General features: G+C 65.6%; 16 protein-coding genes and 1 tRNA gene. 6 read left to right on the top strand and 11 right to left on the bottom strand.

The window, feature by feature from the left end:
- Positions 1-136: 136 nt before the first annotated feature.
- The 11 genes from rpoC to parC form a co-directional block, all read right to left on the bottom strand.
- A complete protein-coding gene (rpoC, locus tag EOW66_RS17400; protein WP_128157604.1) occupies positions 137-4,372 on the bottom strand; it encodes a DNA-directed RNA polymerase subunit beta' in 4,236 nt (1,411 codons plus the stop codon).
- Positions 4,373-4,421: 49 nt separating this feature from the next.
- On the bottom strand, positions 4,422-8,558 hold the full coding sequence (gene rpoB / locus EOW66_RS17395; RefSeq protein ID WP_128157602.1) for a DNA-directed RNA polymerase subunit beta: 4,137 nt from the start codon (positions 8,556-8,558) through the stop codon (positions 4,422-4,424).
- A gap of 246 nt (positions 8,559-8,804) precedes the next feature.
- Positions 8,805-9,179 carry a 50S ribosomal protein L7/L12 gene (gene rplL / locus EOW66_RS17390; RefSeq protein ID WP_113901722.1) on the bottom strand — a complete coding sequence of 125 codons (375 nt, stop codon included), beginning with the start codon at positions 9,177-9,179 and terminating at the stop codon, positions 8,805-8,807.
- A 63-nt stretch (positions 9,180-9,242) separates the two neighbouring features.
- On the bottom strand, positions 9,243-9,758 hold the full coding sequence (rplJ, locus tag EOW66_RS17385) for a 50S ribosomal protein L10 (protein ID WP_128157600.1): 516 nt from the start codon (positions 9,756-9,758) through the stop codon (positions 9,243-9,245).
- 221 nt (positions 9,759-9,979) lie between these two features.
- Positions 9,980-10,678, bottom strand: a complete 699-nt coding sequence (gene rplA / locus EOW66_RS17380) for a 50S ribosomal protein L1 (RefSeq protein ID WP_128157598.1) — start codon at positions 10,676-10,678, stop codon at positions 9,980-9,982.
- A 3-nt stretch (positions 10,679-10,681) separates the two neighbouring features.
- Positions 10,682-11,134, bottom strand: coding sequence for a 50S ribosomal protein L11 (rplK, locus tag EOW66_RS17375; RefSeq protein WP_128157596.1), 453 nt, complete (start codon positions 11,132-11,134; stop codon positions 10,682-10,684).
- A gap of 89 nt (positions 11,135-11,223) precedes the next feature.
- On the bottom strand, positions 11,224-11,763 hold the full coding sequence (gene nusG / locus EOW66_RS17370) for a transcription termination/antitermination protein NusG (RefSeq protein ID WP_113901718.1): 540 nt from the start codon (positions 11,761-11,763) through the stop codon (positions 11,224-11,226).
- 188 nt (positions 11,764-11,951) lie between these two features.
- Complete coding sequence (gene secE, locus EOW66_RS17365; RefSeq protein ID WP_113901717.1) at positions 11,952-12,134, bottom strand: preprotein translocase subunit SecE; 183 nt, start codon at positions 12,132-12,134, stop codon at positions 11,952-11,954.
- A gap of 105 nt (positions 12,135-12,239) precedes the next feature.
- Positions 12,240-12,315 (bottom strand) — tRNA-Trp (locus EOW66_RS17360).
- 142 nt (positions 12,316-12,457) lie between these two features.
- Entirely contained in the window at positions 12,458-13,633 is a 1,176-nt protein-coding gene (tuf, locus tag EOW66_RS17355; RefSeq protein ID WP_113901716.1) for an elongation factor Tu, read from the bottom strand.
- Positions 13,634-13,953: 320 nt separating this feature from the next.
- Positions 13,954-16,212 carry a DNA topoisomerase IV subunit A gene (gene parC, locus EOW66_RS17350; protein WP_128157594.1) on the bottom strand — a complete coding sequence of 753 codons (2,259 nt, stop codon included), beginning with the start codon at positions 16,210-16,212 and terminating at the stop codon, positions 13,954-13,956.
- Between the two features lie 175 nt (positions 16,213-16,387).
- On the opposite strand from parC, the gene EOW66_RS17345 reads away from it, so the two are divergent.
- From EOW66_RS17345 to EOW66_RS17320, 6 genes are all read left to right on the top strand, one after another.
- Positions 16,388-16,849 carry an SH3 domain-containing protein gene (locus tag EOW66_RS17345; RefSeq protein WP_164881176.1) on the top strand — a complete coding sequence of 154 codons (462 nt, stop codon included), beginning with the start codon at positions 16,388-16,390 and terminating at the stop codon, positions 16,847-16,849.
- A 75-nt stretch (positions 16,850-16,924) separates the two neighbouring features.
- Positions 16,925-17,755, top strand: coding sequence for an SDR family NAD(P)-dependent oxidoreductase (locus EOW66_RS17340; protein WP_128157590.1), 831 nt, complete (start codon positions 16,925-16,927; stop codon positions 17,753-17,755).
- A gap of 72 nt (positions 17,756-17,827) precedes the next feature.
- Complete coding sequence (locus EOW66_RS17335) at positions 17,828-18,028, top strand: twin transmembrane helix small protein (protein ID WP_113901712.1); 201 nt, start codon at positions 17,828-17,830, stop codon at positions 18,026-18,028.
- Positions 18,029-18,043: 15 nt separating this feature from the next.
- Complete coding sequence (locus tag EOW66_RS17330; protein ID WP_128157588.1) at positions 18,044-18,616, top strand: cob(I)yrinic acid a,c-diamide adenosyltransferase; 573 nt, start codon at positions 18,044-18,046, stop codon at positions 18,614-18,616.
- 67 nt (positions 18,617-18,683) lie between these two features.
- Complete coding sequence (locus tag EOW66_RS20460) at positions 18,684-18,956, top strand: YMGG-like glycine zipper-containing protein (protein WP_206363734.1); 273 nt, start codon at positions 18,684-18,686, stop codon at positions 18,954-18,956.
- A 225-nt stretch (positions 18,957-19,181) separates the two neighbouring features.
- The coding region (locus tag EOW66_RS17320; RefSeq protein ID WP_394342840.1) for an electron transfer flavoprotein subunit beta/FixA family protein at positions 19,182-19,371 on the top strand (190 nt) is incomplete at its 3' end.

Below are 19,371 nucleotides of genomic sequence, written 5' to 3'. Positions count from 1 at the left end.
GCACCTGCGCGCCGTTCTCCCATGGAACGGCTCAGTCCTGCGCCTCTGTCGGGGCTGCGTCAACCCGCCGCGGAAAACGAAAAACCCCCGCGCGATCGCTCGCGCGGGGGCTGGTTCTGTCAGGCGTCAGACGCGATCACTCGCGGCTTTCGGGGGTGTCCACCGGGCCGAAGTCCTCGTCGCCGTAGGAGGTGTCGATCGGCGCCGCAAGGGCCGCCGCCGCTTCCGCCTCGGCGCGACGCGCCTCGATCACCTTGCTGTCGCGCTCGGTCGCGATCTTGCGCACGCGGGTGGTGGCACCACCCGTGCCCGCCGGGATCAGACGACCGACGATCACGTTCTCCTTCAGGCCGACAAGCTTGTCGCGCTTGCCCTGCACCGAAGCCTCGGTGAGCACGCGGGTGGTCTCCTGGAAGGAGGCCGCCGAGATGAAGGAGCGCGTCTGCAGCGAGGCCTTGGTGATGCCCAGAAGCACCGGCTCGCCCGAAGCCGGACGGCCGCCACGGGCCTCGACCTTGGCGTTCTCTTCCTCGAACTCCTGCCGGTCGATGTTCTCGCCCTTCAGCAGCGTGGTGTCGCCCGAATCGCGGATCTCGATCTTCTGCAGCATCTGGCGAACGATCACCTCGATGTGCTTGTCGTTGATCTTCACGCCCTGCAGACGATAGACGTCCTGCACCTCGTCGATGAGGTAGTCGGCCAGAGCCTCGATCCCCATGATGCGCAGAATGTCGTGCGGCGCCGGGTTGCCGTCCATGATGTAGTCACCCTTCTGCACGAAGTCGCCTTCCTGCACCGGGATGTGCTTGCCTTTCGGCACCATGTATTCGACCGGCTCCAGACCTTCCTGCGTCGGCTCGATCGCGATGCGACGCTTGTTCTTGTAGTCCTTGCCGAAGCGCACATAGCCATCGACCTCGGCGATGATCGCGTGGTCCTTCGGACGACGCGCCTCGAAGAGTTCGGCCACACGCGGCAGACCGCCGGTGATGTCCTTCGTCTTCGCGCCTTCGCGCGGGATACGCGCGACGGTGTCACCGGCCTTCACCTCATTCCCGTCCTCGATCGAGAGAATGGCGTCGACCGACATCGGGTAGGTCACCGGGTGGCCGGCATCGTTGCGCACCGGCTCGCCGTCGGCGTCGACGATGAGGATCTCCGGCTTCAGGTCGTTGCCCTTCGGCGCCGAGCGCCAGTCGGTCACGATCTTCTGCGTCATGCCGGTCGCTTCGTCGGTCTCTTCGCGCACCGAGATGCCCGAGACGAGGTCGACGAACCGCACCATACCGCCCTTTTCGGCGATGATCGGCAGGGTGTAGGGGTCCCATTCGAACAGCTTCGCCCCGCGCTTGACCGCATCGCCTTCCTTGACGTGCAGCTTCGAGCCGTAGCTGAGCTTGTAGGACACGCGCTCGGTGCCGTGATCGTCGACGATGGCGATCTGCATGTTCCGGCCCATCACGATCTGATCGCCATTCTCGGCCACCAGAAGGTTCGGGTTGCGGAACTCGATCTTGCCTTCCTGCGACGCTTCCTGGAACGACTGCTGGCCGCCCTGGGCGATGCCGCCGATGTGGAAGGTACGCATGGTCAGCTGCGTGCCAGGTTCGCCGATCGACTGGGCGGCGATGATGCCGACCGCTTCGCCGATGTTGACGAGCGTGCCGCGCGCCAGGTCGCGACCGTAGCAGAGCGCGCAGACGCCCTCCTCGGCCTCGCAGGTCAGCGCCGAGCGGATCCGCACCGACTGCACGCCGTTCACCTCGATCAGGTCGGCCTTGCGTTCGTCGATCAGCTCGTTCTTGCGCACGATCACGTCGTCGGTGCCGGGAACCAGCACGTCATCCGCCGCGACGCGGCCGAGGACGCGCTCGGAAAGCGCCGCCACGACTTCGCCGTCGTTGACGGCAGCGGTCGCGGTGATCGCGTGCTCGGTGCCGCAGTCATGCGTGCGCACGATGCAGTCCTGCGCGACGTCGACGAGACGACGGGTCAGGTAGCCCGAGTTCGCGGTCTTCAGCGCGGTGTCGGCCAGACCCTTACGGGCGCCGTGGGTCGAGTTGAAGTACTCGAGCACGGTCAGGCCTTCCTTGAAGTTCGAGATGATCGGCGTCTCGATGATCTCGCCCGAGGGCTTGGCCATCAGGCCGCGCATCCCGCCGAGCTGCTTCATCTGCGCCGGCGAACCACGCGCACCGGAGTGCGACATCATGTAGACCGAGTTCGGTTCCATCTCCATGCCCGCGTCATCGACGCGAACGGCGGAGATTTCCTTCATCATCTCGCCGGCGACTTCGTCCGAGCACTTCGACCAGGCATCGACCACCTTGTTGTACTTTTCGCCCTGAGTGATCAGGCCGTCCATGTACTGCTGCTCGAATTCCTTCACCTGATCGCGGACGCGGTTGACGATGGTCCACTTGGTATGCGGCACCACCATGTCGTCCTTGCCGAAGGACACGCCGGCCTTGAACGCCTCGCGGAAGCCCATCGACATGATCTGGTCACAGAAGATCACCGATTCCTTCTGGCCGCAGTAGCGGTAGACGGTGTCGATGACGTTCTGCACGTCCTTCTTGCGCAGCAGGCGGTTCACCAGATCGAAGGGCGCCTTGGCGTTCAGCGGCAGCAGCGCGCCAAGCCGCAGACGGCCGGGCGTGGTCTCGTAACGCTTGAAGACCTCGTTGCCTTCCTCGTCGATCTGCTTCACCCGCGCCGTGATCTTCGAGTGCAGGTGCACCGCGCCGGAGAACAGGCCGTGCTCGACTTCCTCAATGGTGCTGAAGACCATGCCTTCGCCCGGCAGGCCCTTGCGCTCCATCGTGGTGTAGTAGAGGCCGAGAATCATGTCCTGCGACGGCACGATGATCGGCGAGCCGTTCGCCGGCGACAGAACGTTGTTCGTCGACATCATCAGCACGCGCGCTTCCAGCTGCGCCTCGAGGCTCAGCGGAACGTGCACGGCCATCTGGTCACCGTCGAAGTCGGCGTTGAAGGCCGAGCAGACGAGCGGGTGCAGCTGGATCGCCTTGCCTTCGATCAGCGTCGGTTCGAACGCCTGGAAGCCCAGACGGTGCAGCGTCGGCGCGCGGTTCAGGAACACCGGGTGCTCGCGGATCACCTCGTCGAGGATATCCCAGACCTCGGGACGCTCTTTCTCGACCAGCTTCTTCGCCTGCTTCACGGTGCTCGACAGGCCCTTGGCCTCGAGGCGCGAGTAGATGAACGGCTTGAACAGCTCGAGCGCCATCTTCTTCGGCAGGCCGCACTGATGCAGCTTCAGCTCCGGCCCGGTCACGATGACCGAACGGCCGGAGAAGTCGACGCGCTTGCCGAGCAGGTTCTGACGGAACCGGCCCTGCTTGCCCTTGAGCATGTCGGACAGCGACTTCAGCGGACGCTTGTTGGTGCCGGTGATGACGCGGCCGCGACGGCCGTTGTCAAACAGCGCATCGACCGATTCCTGCAGCATGCGCTTTTCGTTGCGCACGATGATGTCGGGCGCACGCAGCTCGATCAGCCGCTTCAGACGGTTGTTGCGGTTGATGACGCGGCGATAGAGGTCGTTCAGGTCCGAGGTCGCGAAGCGGCCACCATCGAGCGGCACCAGCGGGCGCAGCTCCGGCGGGATCACCGGCAGCACGGTCAGGATCATCCACTCGGGACGGTTGCCCGACTCGATGAACGACTCGACGATCTTCAGACGCTTGATGATCTTCTTCGGCTTCAGCTCGCCCGTGGCTTCCTTCAGCTCCTCGCGGAGCTGTTCGGCGGTCGCCTCGAGGTCGATCGCGGCCAGCATCTCGCGGATCGCCTCGGCGCCGATATTGGCGGTGAAGGCGTCCGAACCGTACTGGTCCTGCGCGTCGAGATACTCGTCCTCGGTCAGCAGCTGGCCATAGGACAGGTCGGTCAGGCCGGGCTCGATGACGACGTAGTTTTCGAAGTAGAGGATGCGCTCGAGGTCACGCAGCGTCATGTCCAGCATCAGGCCGATGCGCGAGGGCAGCGACTTGAGGAACCAGATATGGGCGACGGGCGAGGCCAGCTCGATGTGGCCCATGCGCTCGCGGCGGACCTTCTGCAGCGTCACTTCGACGCCGCATTTCTCGCAGACGACGCCGCGATACTTCATCCGCTTGTACTTGCCGCACAGGCATTCGTAGTCCTTGATCGGCCCGAAGATGCGGGCGCAGAACAGGCCGTCGCGCTCGGGCTTGAAGGTCCGGTAGTTGATGGTCTCGGGCTTCTTGATCTCGCCATAGGACCACGACAGGATCCGCTCGGGCGAGGCCAGCGAGATCTTGATCTCGTCAAAGGCCTTCGGCGACACGAGCGGGTTGAACGGATTCTGGGTCAGTTCCTGGTTCATCTGCTATTCCTTGAGTGAGAGGTCAGAGGGGTGGTGAGCGCCGTGGCGCTCACTCCTCTTCCTCCGAGTCCAGGAGTTCCATGTTGAGGCCGAGGCCCCGGACCTCTTTCACGAGAACGTTGAACGATTCGGGCACGCCCGCCTCGAAGTTGTCCTCACCCTTGACGATCGACTCGTAGACCTTGGTCCGGCCTGCCACGTCGTCCGACTTCACCGTCAGCATTTCCTGCAGGGTGTAGGCGGCGCCGTAGGCTTCGAGGGCCCAGACCTCCATCTCGCCGAGACGTTGGCCGCCGAACTGCGCCTTACCACCAAGCGGCTGCTGGGTGACGAGCGAGTACGGACCAGTCGAACGCGCGTGCATCTTGTCGTCGACAAGGTGGTGCAGCTTGAGGAAGTACTTCACGCCGACGGTGACCTTGCGGGCGAACTTCTCGCCGGTGCGGCCGTCATAGACGTCCGACTGACCCGAGGTGTCGAAGCCCGCGCGCGTCAGCGCATCGTTGACATCCGCTTCCTTGGCACCGTCGAAGACCGGGGTCGCGATCGGCACGCCGCCGCGCACGTTCTCGGCGCATTCGACGAAACGGTCGCTCTCCATCTCCGAGAAGACCTCTTCATAGGTCTCGTCGCCATAGCCGTAGCGCATCGCATCGCGCACCGGGGTCATGTCGCCCGAGCGGCGATACTCGCGCAGCGCCTCGTCGATCTTCAGCCCGAGGCCGCGGGCCGCCCAGCCCATGTGCGTCTCGAGGATCTGACCGACGTTCATGCGCGACGGCACGCCGAGCGGGTTCAGCACGAGGTCGACCGGAGTGCCGTCGGCGAGGAAGGGCATGTCTTCCTTCGGCACGACCTTCGAGACGACACCCTTGTTGCCGTGGCGGCCTGCCATCTTGTCGCCGGCCTGCAGCTTGCGCTTCACCGCGACGAAGACCTTGACCATCTTCATCACGCCCGGAGGCAGATCGTCGCCCTGGCGGACCTTCTCGACCTTGTCCTCGAACCGCAGATCGAGGGCACGCTTCTGCGCGTCGAACTGGTCGTTCAGCGCCTCGACTTCCTTGGCATCGGCCTCGTTTTCAAGCGCGAGCTGCCACCACTGGCCCTTCGACAGGGTGCCCAGCAGTTCCGGCGTCACGTCCGATCCCGGCTTCACGCCCTTCGGGCCCTTCACCGCGACCTTGCCGAGAACCAGCGAGCGCAGACGCGCATAGATGTTGCGCTCGAGAATGGCGAGCTCGTCGTCGCGGTCCCGCGCCAGACGTTCGACTTCCTCACGCTCGATCTGCAGCGCACGCTCGTCCTTGTCGACGCCGTGACGGTTGAAGACCCGGACTTCGACGATCGTGCCATAGGCCCCCGGCGGCAGGCGCAGCGAGGTATCGCGCACGTCCGACGCCTTTTCGCCGAAGATGGCGCGCAGAAGCTTTTCTTCCGGCGTCATCGGGCTTTCGCCCTTCGGCGTGATCTTGCCCACGAGGATATCGCCCGGCCCCACTTCGGCGCCGATGTAGACGATGCCCGCCTCGTCGAGGTTGCGCAGCGCTTCCTCGCCGACGTTCGGGATGTCGCGGGTGATCTCTTCCGGCCCGAGCTTGGTGTCACGCGCCGCGACTTCGTATTCCTCGATGTGGATCGAGGTGAACACGTCGTCGTGGTGGATGCGTTCCGACACGAGGATCGAGTCTTCGTAGTTGTAGCCCTGCCAGGGCATGAAGGCGACGATCACGTTGCGGCCGAGCGCCAGTTCGCCGAGCTCGGTCGAGGGACCGTCGGCGATGACCTGGCCCTTCGCCACCTGGTCGCCCACCTTCACGATCGGGCGCTGGTTGATGGTCGAGGACTGGTTCGAGCGCTTGAACTTGCGCAGACGGTAGATGTCGACACCGGCGTCGCCCATGCCGAGATCTTCCGTCGCCCGGATCACGATACGCTGCGCATCGACCTGGTCGACGATGCCGCCGCGGTTGGCCATGATCGCGGCGCCCGAGTCGCGCGCCACGGTCGCTTCCATGCCGGTGCCGACGAAGGGCGCCTCGGCGCGCAGCAGCGGAACCGCCTGACGCTGCATGTTCGCGCCCATCAGGGCGCGGTTGGCGTCGTCGTTTTCAAGGAAGGGGATGAGCGCCGCACCGACCGAAACCAGCTGTTTCGGCGACACGTCGATCAGATCCACCGCCTCGGACGGGTTCAGCATGAACTCGCCCGACTGCCGGGTCGAAACCAGCTCGTCGACGAAACGGCCCTCGGCATCGAGCTTGGCGTTCGCCTGCGCGATGGTGTGGCGCATTTCCTCGGTGGCCGACATGTAGACGACCTCGTCGGTCACCTTGCCGTTCACCACCTTGCGATAGGGGGTCTCGATGAAGCCGTACTTGTTCACCCGCGCGAAAGTGGCGAGCGAGTTGATCAGGCCGATGTTCTGGCCTTCCGGCGTTTCGATCGGGCACATCCGGCCGTAATGCGTCGGGTGCACGTCGCGCACCTCGAAGCCGGCGCGTTCGCGGGTCAGACCGCCCGGCCCGAGGGCCGAGAGGCGACGCTTGTGCGTCACTTCCGAAAGCGGGTTGGTCTGGTCCATGAACTGGCTGAGCTGCGACGAGCCGAAGAACTCGCGCACCGCAGCCGCTGCCGGCTTGGCGTTGATCAGGTCCTGCGGCATCACCGTGTCGATCTCGACCGAGGACATGCGTTCCTTGATCGCGCGCTCCATGCGCAGCAGGCCGACGCGATACTGGTTCTCCATCAGCTCGCCGACCGAACGCACGCGGCGGTTGCCGAGGTGGTCGATGTCGTCGATCTCGCCCTTGCCGTCACGCAGCTCGACGAGGCCCTTGATGCAGGCGATGATGTCGTCGCGACGCAGCGTGCGCTGCGTGTCGGGCGCATCGAGGTCGAGGCGCATGTTCATCTTCACCCGGCCCACGGCCGACAGGTCGTAGCGCTCGCTATCGAAGAACAGCCCGTCGAACATCGTCGAGGCGGCTTCCACGGTCGGCGGTTCGCCCGGACGCATGACGCGATAGATATCCATCAGCGCCGTGTCGCGGTTCCAGTTCTTGTCCGCGGCCATGGTGTTGCGGATGTAGGGGCCGACGGTGACGTTGTCGATGTCGAGCACCGGGACCTCGGTGATGCCGTTGTCGAGCAGCGTCTTGATCGAGCCGCCCGAAAGCTGGCCTTCCTTGTCGTATTCCGCGGTCAGCTCCTCGCCGGCCTCGATATAGATGAAGCCGGTGCGGTCGTTCACCAGATCCTTGGCGCAATAGCGGCCGAGGATGTGCTCGAAGGGAACCAGCAGCTCGCTGACCTTGCCCTCGTCGTTCCACTTCTTGACCATCCGCGGGGTGACCTTCTCGCCACCCTTCAGGATCACTTCGCCGGTGGCGGCGTCGATCAGGTCATAGGTCGGGCGGGTGCCGCGCACGCGCTCGGGGAAGAACTTGGTCACCCAGCCCCGCTTGCCCTCGGCGCGGAAGGAGACGGTGTTGTAATAGGCATCCATGATGCCTTCCTGGGTCAGGCCGAGCGCATAAAGCAGCGTCGTCACCGGAAGCTTCCGGCGACGGTCGATGCGCGCGAACACCAGATCCTTCGCGTCGAACTCGAAATCGAGCCACGAGCCGCGGTAGGGAATGATGCGGCAGGCGAACAGCAGCTTGCCCGAGGAATGGGTCTTGCCGCGGTCATGGTCGAAGAACACGCCCGGAGAGCGGTGCATCTGCGACACGATGACACGCTCGGTGCCGTTCACGATGAAGGTGCCGTTCGAGGTCATGAGCGGCATGTCGCCCATGTACACGTCCTGCTCCTTGATGTCCTTGACCGAACGCGCGCCCGTCGTCTCGTCGACATCGAACACGATCAGGCGAAGCGTGACCTTGAGCGGCGCGGAATAGGTCAGGTCCCGCTGCATGCATTCTTCGACGTCAAACTTCGGCTTCTCGAGTTCGTATTTCACGAATTCGAGGATCGCGTTGTCGTTGAAATCCTTGATCGGGAAGACCGACTGGAACACGCCCTGGAGGCCCTCGCCATCCAGCGGCTTGTCGGCATCGCCCGAGCGCAGGAACAGATCGTAGGACGCTTTCTGAACCTCGATGAGGTTCGGCATTTCAAGGACTTCGCGGATTTTACCGTAGTAACGGCGGATGCGCTTCTGACCAACGTAAGCTTGAGCCATGCTCGTCGTGACCTTTCGTCGTTTCGCGGGCGCACGCACCGTCGGGGCCCGGTGCGCGGCGCGTGGCGATCAAGGGGGGCGGTTCCATACCTGCCTTCCGTCCCACCGGAAGGCTCCCGAACCGCGAACGCCGCCTTGGACAAGGCTTCGGGCCGAAGCCCTCGCCAAGACAGGTTCGGCTGGGCCCGGGAAGACCCCGGACCCAGCCCATTTTCACAGAAGCGGATGCGAACGCATCCGGCCCGATTACTTGAGCTCGACCTTCGCGCCGGCTTCTTCGAGCTTCTTCTTGATCTCTTCGGCTTCGGCCTTCGCCGCGCCTTCCTTGACCTTGCCGCCAGCTTCGACCAGGTCCTTGGCTTCCTTGAGGCCAAGGCCGGTGATCGCGCGGACTTCCTTGATCACGTTGATCTTGTTCGCGCCGGCGTCGGTCAGGACGACGTCGAACTCGGTCTTTTCCTCAGCGGCTTCAGCCGGGCCAGCGGCCGGGCCGGCCATCATGACGGCGCCACCGGCAGCCGGCTCGATGCCGTATTCGTCCTTGAGGATGGTTTTCAGTTCCTGAGCTTCGAGCAGGGTCAGGTTCACAATCTGCTCGGCAAGGGCTTTAAGATCGGCCATTTTTCCGTTCCATTCTGATATAGGGTTATCCAACGTCGGTTTCGACGAAGGCAATTGATTGCGTCAGGCGGCTTCCCGCTCCTCAAGAGTCTTGAGGATACCCGCGATGTTCGAAGCAGGCGCGCCAATGGCGCCGGCGATGTTCGAAGCCGGAGCACCGATGCACGAGGCGATCTGAGCGATGAGCTCTTCGCGCGACGGCATGGCAGCCACGGCCTTGACACCGGCCGGATCCAGAGCCTCCGTGCCCATGGCCCCGCCAAGGATAGCGAACTTGTCGTTCGCCTTGGCGTAGTCCACCGAGACCTTGGCCGCAGCCACCGGGTCTTCGGAGAAGGCAAGGACGGTCATCCCCGTCAGAAGTTTCCCCATGCTTTCGCAGGGCTGTCCTTCAAGGGCGATCTTGGCGAGCGTGTTCTTGGCAACGCGGACCGAACCACCGGCTTCGCGCATGCGCGCCCGGAGGTCCTGCATCTGAGCAACCGTCATGCCTTCGTAGTGGGCAACCACCACGACGCCAGAGCTTGCGAAGATCTGGCCGAGTTCCTCGACCACTTTCTCTTTCTGGGCTCTATCCACGGTTACACTCCAAGTTCGGGGGTTTCCCCCCTGCTCTCATTTCCTTCGGGCGATTGCCCGGAGGTCGGGTCCGATCGGTTCCCGAGAAGATCGCCCGAGGTCACCCTCGGAATTTCTCGTTCCCCATCTCAGGAAGGATATTAAGCCGGAAACCGGCTCCCTCCGTCTCGGACAGGACGGGGCGTCGCCGCCCCGCCATTCGCCGGTTTCCCGGCAAATTCTCAGTTGGCGGTCGCCGACGACAGGTCGACGGTCACGCCCGGGCCCATGGTCGAGCTCAGCGACACCTTCTTCAGATAGGTGCCCTTGGCGCCGGCGGGCTTCGCCTTCGACACAGCTTCGACGAAGGCGCGCACGTTCTGGGCGAGGGCTGCCTCGGTGAACGAGACCTTGCCGATGCCGCCGTGGATCACGCCGGCCTTCTCGACCTTGAACTGGACCTCACCGCCCTTCGCGGCCTTGACCGCGGTGGCGACGTCCATGGTCACGGTGCCGACCTTCGGGTTCGGCATCAGGTTGCGCGGCCCGAGGATCTTGCCCAGACGGCCGACCAGCGGCATCATGTCCGGCGTCGCGATGCAGCGATCGAACTCGATCTTGCCCGACTGGATGGTTTCCATCAGGTCCTCGGCGCCGACGATATCGGCACCGGCAGCCTTGGCCTCGTCGGCCTTGGCAGCGCGGGCGAACACCGCGACGCGCACGGTCTTGCCCGTGCCGTTCGGCAGCTGGACCACGCCGCGGACCATCTGGTCAGCGTGACGCGGGTCCACACCCAGGTTCATGGCGATCTCGAGCGTCTCGTCGAACTTCGCCGCAGCGGCCGACTTGATCAGCTTGACGGCGTCCTCGACCGAGAGGTTCGCCTTGCCTTCGAAAGCGGCGCGCGCGGCGGCCGTGCGTTTACCCAGCTTGGCCATGGCTTACCCCTTAACCTCGATACCGATCGACTTCGCCGAACCCAGGATGATGTGCATCGCGGCTTCGACGTCGTTCGCGTTCAGGTCCTTCATCTTGGCTTCGGCGATAGCGCGCACCTGGGCGGCGGTCACGGTGCCGGCAACCTCGCGGCCCGGCTTGGCCGAGCCCTTCGGACGGTTGCGCTTGCCGACCGGCTTCAGACCGGCAGCCTTCTTCAGCAGGAAGGAGGCGGGCGAGGTCTTCGTCTCGAAGGTGAAGGACTTGTCGGCGTAGTAGGTGATCACGACCGGGGTCGGCGTGCCCTGCTCCATCTCCTGCGTGCGCGCGTTGAACGCCTTGCAGAATTCCATGATGTTGATCCCGCGCTGACCGAGCGCGGGGCCGACCGGCGGGGAGGGGTTGGCCTGCCCGGCCTTGATTTGCAGCTTCAGCTGCCCGATAACTTTCTTGGCCATCTGGCCTGCTCCTTTTCACTGTCACGCCCTCGGGCGCGAAGTTTAGCGGTGCGGTCCGGGGCGTCGCCCTCGCCTCCCGCAGCTCCCACTCAGGCGACCTTGGACACCTGGGTGAATTCCAGCTCGACCGGCGTCGGCCGGCCAAAGATCGACACGGTGACCTTCAGGCGGCCCGCCGCATCGTCGACCTCCTCGACCATGCCCGAGAAGCCCTCGAAGGGCCCGTCGGTCACGTTCACATTCTCGCCGACCTCGAAGCGGATCAGGTTGCGCGGCGCAACCGCCTCGCCCGATTCGCTGGTGCGGTTCAGCATCGCGTTCACCTCGGCGTCGCGCATCGGCGTCGGCCGCCCCTGCGGACCGAGGAACCCGGTGACCCGGTTGATCGAGGTGATCAGGTGATAGCCCCGATCGCTCATCTCCATCCGCACCAGCACGTAGCCGGGCATGAAGCGGCGTTCCGAGGTGACCTTCTTGCCACGACGAATCTCGATCACCTCTTCGGTGGGAACGAGAACCTCTTCGATCTCATCCTCGAGGCCCTTCTCGACCACGGCCTGCTTGATCTGCTCGGCGACCTTCTTCTCGAAGTTCGAGAGAACGCTCACCGAATACCACCGCTTCGCCATGCCCACTGCCTCTTCCACCGGCGGTGACCGCCGAAAATTCCATTTCCCCAACGGGTTTTCCCGAATTCCGGAACAAAAAAGCGCGCACGACCCGAATCGTTGCACGCCGGTTCCGGAAAGGTCCCGCCCCTTTAGCGCCCCAGCCCCATGATTTCAAGCAAATTGCGCGGGGCCGCAGCCTTGCCGCCTCAGCCGATCACCGCGGTGACACCGAGACGGATCGCCCAGTCGACGAGCGAGAAGAACAGCGCCGTCAGCGCCGCCATCACGAAGACCATGACCGTCGTCAGGAAAACTTCCCGGCGGGTCGGCCAGGCAATCTTGCCCACTTCCGAGCGCACCTGCTGCAGGAACTGAACGGGGTTTGCCATGCACGTGATCCTCTTGTTCGCGACCGGCTCCAGATACGCGCTCGGCCACAGGATTACAAGCGGCTTGCCGCCCGTCCGATGCGTCGCGATGTCCGGAAAGCGGCCTGGCAGGGGTTGGGGGACTCGAACCCACGACCCTCGGTTTTGGAGACCGATGCTCTACCAACTGAGCTAAACCCCTAGGCCGTGTGCGGGTGCTAAAGGAGGTGCCGCGGGAAATCAAGGGGCTTTTTGCGCATCCTGCATGTCCGCGTGCAACGCCCTTGCCCGAAACGAAAAAGGGCCGCCCGAAGGCGGCCCCTTTCCAGATCTTCAGTCCGAGATCACTTGAGGATCTTGGAGACGACGCCGGCGCCGACGGTGCGGCCGCCTTCACGGATGGCGAAGCGCAGCTTCTCTTCCATCGCGATCGGGGCGATCAGCTCGACGGTGAACTTCAGGTTGTCGCCCGGCATCACCATCTCGGTGCCTTCCGGCAGCTTCACGGTGCCGGTGACGTCGGTGGTGCGGAAGTAGAACTGCGGACGGTAGTTCGCGAAGAACGGCGTGTGACGGCCGCCTTCTTCCTTCGTCAGGATGTAGGCCTCGGCCTCGAACTCGGTGTGCGGGGTCACCGAGCCCGGCTTCGCCAGGACCTGACCACGTTCCACGCCCTCGCGGTCGATGCCGCGCAGCAGCGCGCCGATGTTGTCGCCCGCTTCGCCGCGATCGAGCAGCTTGCGGAACATCTCGACGCCGGTGCAGGTCGTCTTCTTCGTCGCGCGGATGCCGACGATCTCGAGTTCGTCGCCGACGTTCACCGCGCCACGCTCGACACGGCCGGTCACAACCGTGCCGCGGCCCGAGATCGAGAACACGTCTTCGATCGGCATCAGGAACGGCTGGTCGACAGCGCGCACCGGGGTCGGGATGTACTCGTCGACCGCCGCCAGCAGCGAGCGGATCGAGTTCTCGCCGATTTCCGGATCACGGCCTTCGAGAGCGGCCAGAGCCGAGCCCTTGATGATCGGGGTCTCGTCGCCCGGGTAGCCGTAGGCCGACAGAAGTTCGCGGATTTCCATCTCCACGAGCTCCAGCAGCTCTTCGTCGTCCACCTGGTCGACCTTGTTCATGTACACAACGATGTACGGAATGCCGACCTGACGGCCGAGCAGGATGTGCTCGCGCGTCTGCGGCATCGGGCCGTCGGCCGCCGAAACCACCAGGATCGCGCCGTCCATCTGCGCCGCGCCGGTGATCATGTTCTTCACATAGTCCGCGTGGCCGGGGCAGTCGACGTGCGCATAGTGACGCGCAGCCGTCTCGTATTCCACGTGCGCCGTCGAGATCGTGATCCCGCGGGCTTTCTCTTCCGGCGCGCCGTCGATCTGGTCATACGCCTTGAATTCACCAAAGTACTTGGTGATCGCAGCCGTCAGCGTCGTCTTGCCGTGGTCAACGTGGCCGATCGTGCCGATGTTGACGTGCGGTTTCGTCCGTTCAAACTTTGCCTTTGCCATTCGCGGGCGCCTCTGGGTTCGGGGGCCGGCACCGGCCCGAGTCAATATCGCGCGCTTCGTATTGCTCTGAGGCGGAAAAATCAAGACCGCTTCGTGCGCCGCCGCGCCGCGCGGGGGCTTGTGAGACACGGCGTGCCACGATGCCCACACCCTGCCGCCGGGGCCGGCCGCGCAGGGGGCGCTGCCCCCTCGCCCGTTCCGGGCTCACCCCCGGGATATTTGACGCAATTGGAAGCCCTCGCGCCGGGCTTTCTCCTTGCCCGAGATCCCTCTTTCCGAAGGAAAAAAGGGGGGGGGCTGCACCCCCTCCCTGTCGTGTCTCAGACGAAGCGGTTGTCGCGCGGGAAGCCGCGCGGCGCCATCCGGCCCGCCGAGGCGCGCTTGCCCAGCCATTCGGTCAGGTCGCTCTCGGTGCGGGTGCGGCCGGCCGGGTCCTTCCAGCTCAGCCCGTCGGCGAGGGTGAAGGTGATCGCGTCGCTCAGCCCGCCGTCCTTGAACTTCTGCAGCCGCACGCCCTTGCCGCGCGCCATCTCGGGCAGTTCCTCGAGCGCGAAGACCAGCATCTTGCGGTTCTCGCCGACGCAGGCCACGGCATCGCCCGAAACCGGGCGGCAGACCGCGGTCCTCGCCCCCTCGCGCATGTTCAGCACCTGCTTGCCCGAGCGGGTCTGCGCGATCAGTTCCTCGGAGGGGGCGACGAAGCCGTCCCCATCCGAGGAGGCGAGGAGATATTTCTCGCCCGGCTTCGGCAGCACGACATGGCTGATCTCGACCTCGTTCGGCAGATCGACCATCAGCCGAACGGGCTCGCCCATGCCACGCCCGCCGGGCAGATTCGCGCCAAGCAATGTCCAGGCCCGGCCGTTCGTGCCGATCAGCACGATGCGGTCGGTGGTCTCGGCATGCAGCGTGAAGGCCGGCCCGTCGCCGTCCTTGAACTTCACCTCGGCGTCGAGCGGCTGATGCCCCTTCATCGCCCGGATCCAGCCCATTTTCGACAGCAGCACGGTGATCGGCTCGCGCTCGATCATCGCCTCGATCGGCACCTCGACGACCTCGCCCGCATCCTCGAAATCGGTGCGGCGGCGGCCGGCCTTCGTGTCCTTGCCGAAGGCCTTGCGGACCTCGCCCAGCTCGGTGCCAATCTGCGTCCACTGCGCCTTTTCCGAGGCGAGCAGCGCCTCGAGCCCGGCGCGTTCGGCGAGCAGCCCGTCGCGCTCGGCGCGCAGCTCCATCTCCTCGAGCCGGCGCAGGCTGCGCAGGCGCATGTTCAGGATCGCCTCGGCCTGCGCCTCGGTCAGATGCGCGACCGCGCCGCCCTCGGCGGCCCAGGGCTCGGCCATCAGCGCGGACTTCGGCTCGTCCTCGAAACGGATGATCTCGATCACCCGGTCGAGGTTGAGATAGGCGATGATATAGCCCTCGAGAATCTCGAGCCGGCTTGCGATCTTCTCGAGCCGGTGCTGCGAGCGGCGGCACAGCACGTCGCGGCGATGGTCGAGGAAAGCGCGCAGCACTTCCTTGAGCGAGCATACCTTCGGCACGCGGCCGTCGATCAGCACGTTCATGTTGAGCGAGAAACGCAGCTCGAGTTCCGAGTTGCGAAACAGCATCCCCATCAGCTGCGCCGGATCGACGGTACGGGCGCGCGGTTCGAGCACGATGCGGATGTCATCGGCGCTCTCGTCGCGCACATCGGCCAGCGCCGGCACCTTCTTCGTCTCGATCAGCTCGGCGAGGCGCTCGATCAGCTTCGCCTTCTGCACCTGATAGGGGATCTCGGTGACGACGATCTGCCAGGCGCCGCGGCCGAGATCCTCGGTCGACCAGCGCGCCCGCAGCCGGAAGGCGCCGCGGCCGCAGCGATAGGCGTCGCGGATGCTGTCCTTCGGCTCGACGATCACGCCGCCGGTCGGAAAATCGGGGCCGGGGATCAGATCGACGAGCGCATCATCGGCGATCTCCGGATCGCGGATCATCGCGAGGCAGCCGTCGACGAGTTCGTCCAGATTGTGCGGCGGGATGTTCGTCGCCATGCCGACGGCGATGCCCGAGGCACCATTCGCCAGCAGATTCGGGAAGGCCGCGGGCAGGACGATGGGCTCGCTCAGCGTGCCATCGTAGTTCGGGCGGAAATCGACCGCATCCTCGGCCAGCCCCTCGAGCAGCGCCTCGGCCGGCGCCGCCATCCGCGCTTCGGTGTAGCGCGAGGCCGCGGGGTTGTCGCCGTCGATATTGCCGAAGTTGCCCTGACCGTTGACGAGCGGATAGCGCATGGCGAAATCCTGCGCGAGACGCGCCATCGCATCGTAGATCGCGGCATCGCCATGCGGGTGATAGTTGCCCATCACGTCGCCCGAGATCTTCGCCGATTTGCGGAAACCGCCGGTCGAGCTGAGCTTGAGCTCGCGCATCGCGTAGAGGATGCGCCGGTGCACCGGCTTCAGCCCGTCGCGGGCGTCGGGCAGCGCGCGGTGCATGATCGTCGACAGCGCATAGGTCAGGTAGCGCTCGCCGATCGCGCGGCTCAGCGGTTCCGAAGAGGTGGACGGGTGCGGGGTATCGTCATGCTCGCTCATGGCACCGGGTGTAAAGCGGCGCCGCGGCCGGGTCCAGACGGAAAGCTCGGGCGGAAATCGACGGAGAATTTCCCCCTGCACGGAACCGGCAGCGAGCGGGCACATTGGGGTCAGGAAAGCCCGGCACGAGACCGCGCACGGCCCGGGAAACCGGGCATCGTTTGGGGAGGGTCCGATGTTCCGACTGACAGCCATCACGCTGGCCGCATTCTATGTGGTCCTTGCGGTCTTCGGTCACGATCCGGAGGAAACCGGCGAAGCCGTCGCGGCGCCGCCCGAAGCCGCCGCCCCGGCCCCCGCAACCGCGGCGACCGTTCCGGATGCACTGACCGCACCGGGCCTGCCGGCCGCCACGGTCACCCCCGCGCGCTTCCCGCCGATGCCGGGCCCGGCGCTGAAACCCGGCCCCGAATACCGCACCGCCCCCGCGCCTCTCTCCGGCCGCCTCCTGCGGGTCGCGACGAGCCGGCTCAACGTCCGCGCCGCCCCCTCCGCCTCGGCCCCGGTGACGGGTCAGCTCGGGCGCGGCGCCGAGGTCCGCGTCGTGACCGAGCGCGACGGCTGGGCGCAGATCCGGATCGAGGGTGACGGCCAGGAAGGCTGGGTCTCGCGCCGGCTGCTGGACGCGGCGCCCTGAGCCGCCGCTCGGCGCTTGCCTCGGCGCGCCGCCGCCCCTATCCCGGAACCCGGCACCCACGGGCGGAGAGACACCATGGCGAAGACGATCCTGATCACCGGCTGCTCCTCGGGCATCGGCTATGACGCCGCACACGGGCTGACCGCGGCAGGCTGGACGGTGCTCGCCACCTGCCGGCGCGAGGAGGATTGCGCCCGGCTGCGCGCCGAGGGGCTGATCTCCTTCCCGCTCGACGTCGCCGACCCGGCCTCGATCGAGGCGGGCTTCGCCGAGGCGCTTGCCCGCGCCGGCGGCCGGCTTGACGCGCTCTACAACAACGCGGCCTTCGCCACCCCGGGCGCGGTCGAGGACCTGCCGGTCGGCGCCCTGCGCGAGAATTTCGAGACCAACCTCTTCGGTCTCCATGACCTGACGCTGCGCGCGATCAAGGTGATGCGGGCACAGGGCCATGGCCGGATCGTGCAATGCTCCTCGGTGCTCGGCATCGTCGGCATCCGCTGGCGCGGCGCCTATGTGGCGACGAAATTCGCGCTCGAGGGGCTGACCGACGTGCTGCGCCTCGAGATGCGCGACACGCCGGTCAAGATCATCACCCTCAACCCCGGCCCGATCCCGACCCGCTTCCGGCTGAACGCGATCCCGCATTTCGAGAAATGGGTGGACTGGAAGAATTCTGCCCGCCGCGCACAATACGAAACCTCGCTGCTGAAGCGGCTTTACGAACCCTCGGGCAAGCCCGACGCCTTCGAGCTGCCGCCCTCGGCGGTGACGAAGGCGCTGCGCGCGGCACTCGAATCGGCAAACCCGAAGCCCGCCTATTACATCACCGGCGCCACCCATATCGCCGCCGCCCTGCGCCGGCTGCTGCCGCTGCGGCTGCGCGACCGGCTGCTCGAACGCGCCTGAGTTTTCCCTCGCCTTTCGCCGCGGCGCGGTTACTCTGGGCGCGCGCCGGGGAGGGCGCGAGGGAGAAAGACGATGCGCAGCGATCCGGTCTTCTATGCCGTGGTGGGCGCCTGCCTGGCGGTTCTGGTGATCCTGCTCATCGGCATCGGCGGCTTTGCCCGCGGCGGCGAGTTCAACCGTCGCCACGCCAATCGCCTGATGCGGTTGCGCATCGCGGCGCAGGCGGTTGCGATCGGCCTCGTTCTGCTGTTTGTCTGGCTCAGGCGCGGCTGACAGCGGGAGACGACGATGGTTGTTCTGAACAGGATCTACACGAAGACCGGCGACAAGGGCGAAACCGCGCTCGGCGACGGCACGCGGGTGCCCAAGCACGCGCTGCGGGTCACCGCCTATGGCACGGTCGACGAGCTGAACGCCACGCTCGGCCTGGCGCGGCTGCAGGCCGAGGGCGAGACCGACGCCGCCCTCGCCCGGATTCAGAACGACCTTTTCGATCTCGGCGCCGATCTCGCCCGCCCGGCGATGGAGCAGGATGCCGAGGCGCCCTATCCGGTGCTGCGCACCACCGAATCGCAGGTCGCCCGGCTCGAGACCGAGATCGACGCGATGATCGCCCGGCTCGAGCCGCTGCGCAGCTTCATCCTGCCCGGCGGCTCGGCGCTTTCCGCCTATCTGCACCTCGCCCGCACCGTCGCGCGCCGCGCCGAACGCGAAGCGACCGCGCTCGCCGCCGTCGAATCGGCGAATGCGCAGGCGGTGAAATACCTCAACCGGCTTTCCGACTGGTTCTTCTGCGCGGCCCGTATCGCCAATGACGACGGCCGCGCCGACGTGCTCTGGATTCCGGGCGCGAACCGTTGACAGCGGGGAACCGGACGACATGACACTGTGTTATAATGCCAGAACAGATCAATTCGGAGACTCAGCCATGAAGATCAAGATCGCCTTTCTTCTGCTGCCGATGGCGCTCGCGCTCGGCGCCTGCATGGACACCAGCGAGGACCGCACGCTCCTCGGCACCACGGCCGCCGGCGCCACTGCCGGCGCCCTGCTGAACAAGAAAAACCCCGGCACCGGTGCCATCGTCGGCGGTGCCGTCGGCGCCGTAGCCGGCTCGGTGATCAACGAAAATCGCCGCGGCAGCAACGGCCAGTGCCTGTACCGCGACCGCTACGGCCGCGAGTATTACGCGCCCTGCTGACAGGCCCCTGCAAAGCGGCCCGGAAAGGCCCGCCCTAGCGGCGGGCCTTTTTCGTTGCGCCCCGGCCCGGGTCATGGCCGCGGATACCGACACGACGTGACGTAGCGACAGCGGAAGGGGTCGATTTTGCACTGTCCCTTCGAGGCCGGCTCTTGTAACAAAATTGCCGAAAGCCGGAATCCGCCCCTGCCGGGGGCGGCGAATGCAACCAAGGAGACACCGCCGATGAAGGTCCTGGTACCTGTGAAGCGCGTGATCGACTACAACGTGAAGGTTCGCGTCAAGGCGGACGGCACGGGGGTCGATCTGGCGAACGTGAAGATGTCGATGAACCCGTTCGACGAGATCGCGGTCGAAGAGGCGATCCGCCTGAAGGAAAAGGGCGTGGCGTCGGAGATCGTGGTGGTCTCGGTGG

The organism is Paenirhodobacter huangdaonensis (assembly GCF_004022465.1).
Taxonomy (GTDB): Bacteria; Pseudomonadota; Alphaproteobacteria; order Rhodobacterales; family Rhodobacteraceae; genus Rhodobacter; species Rhodobacter huangdaonensis.
This window is presented reverse-complemented; position numbering and strand designations above follow the sequence as displayed.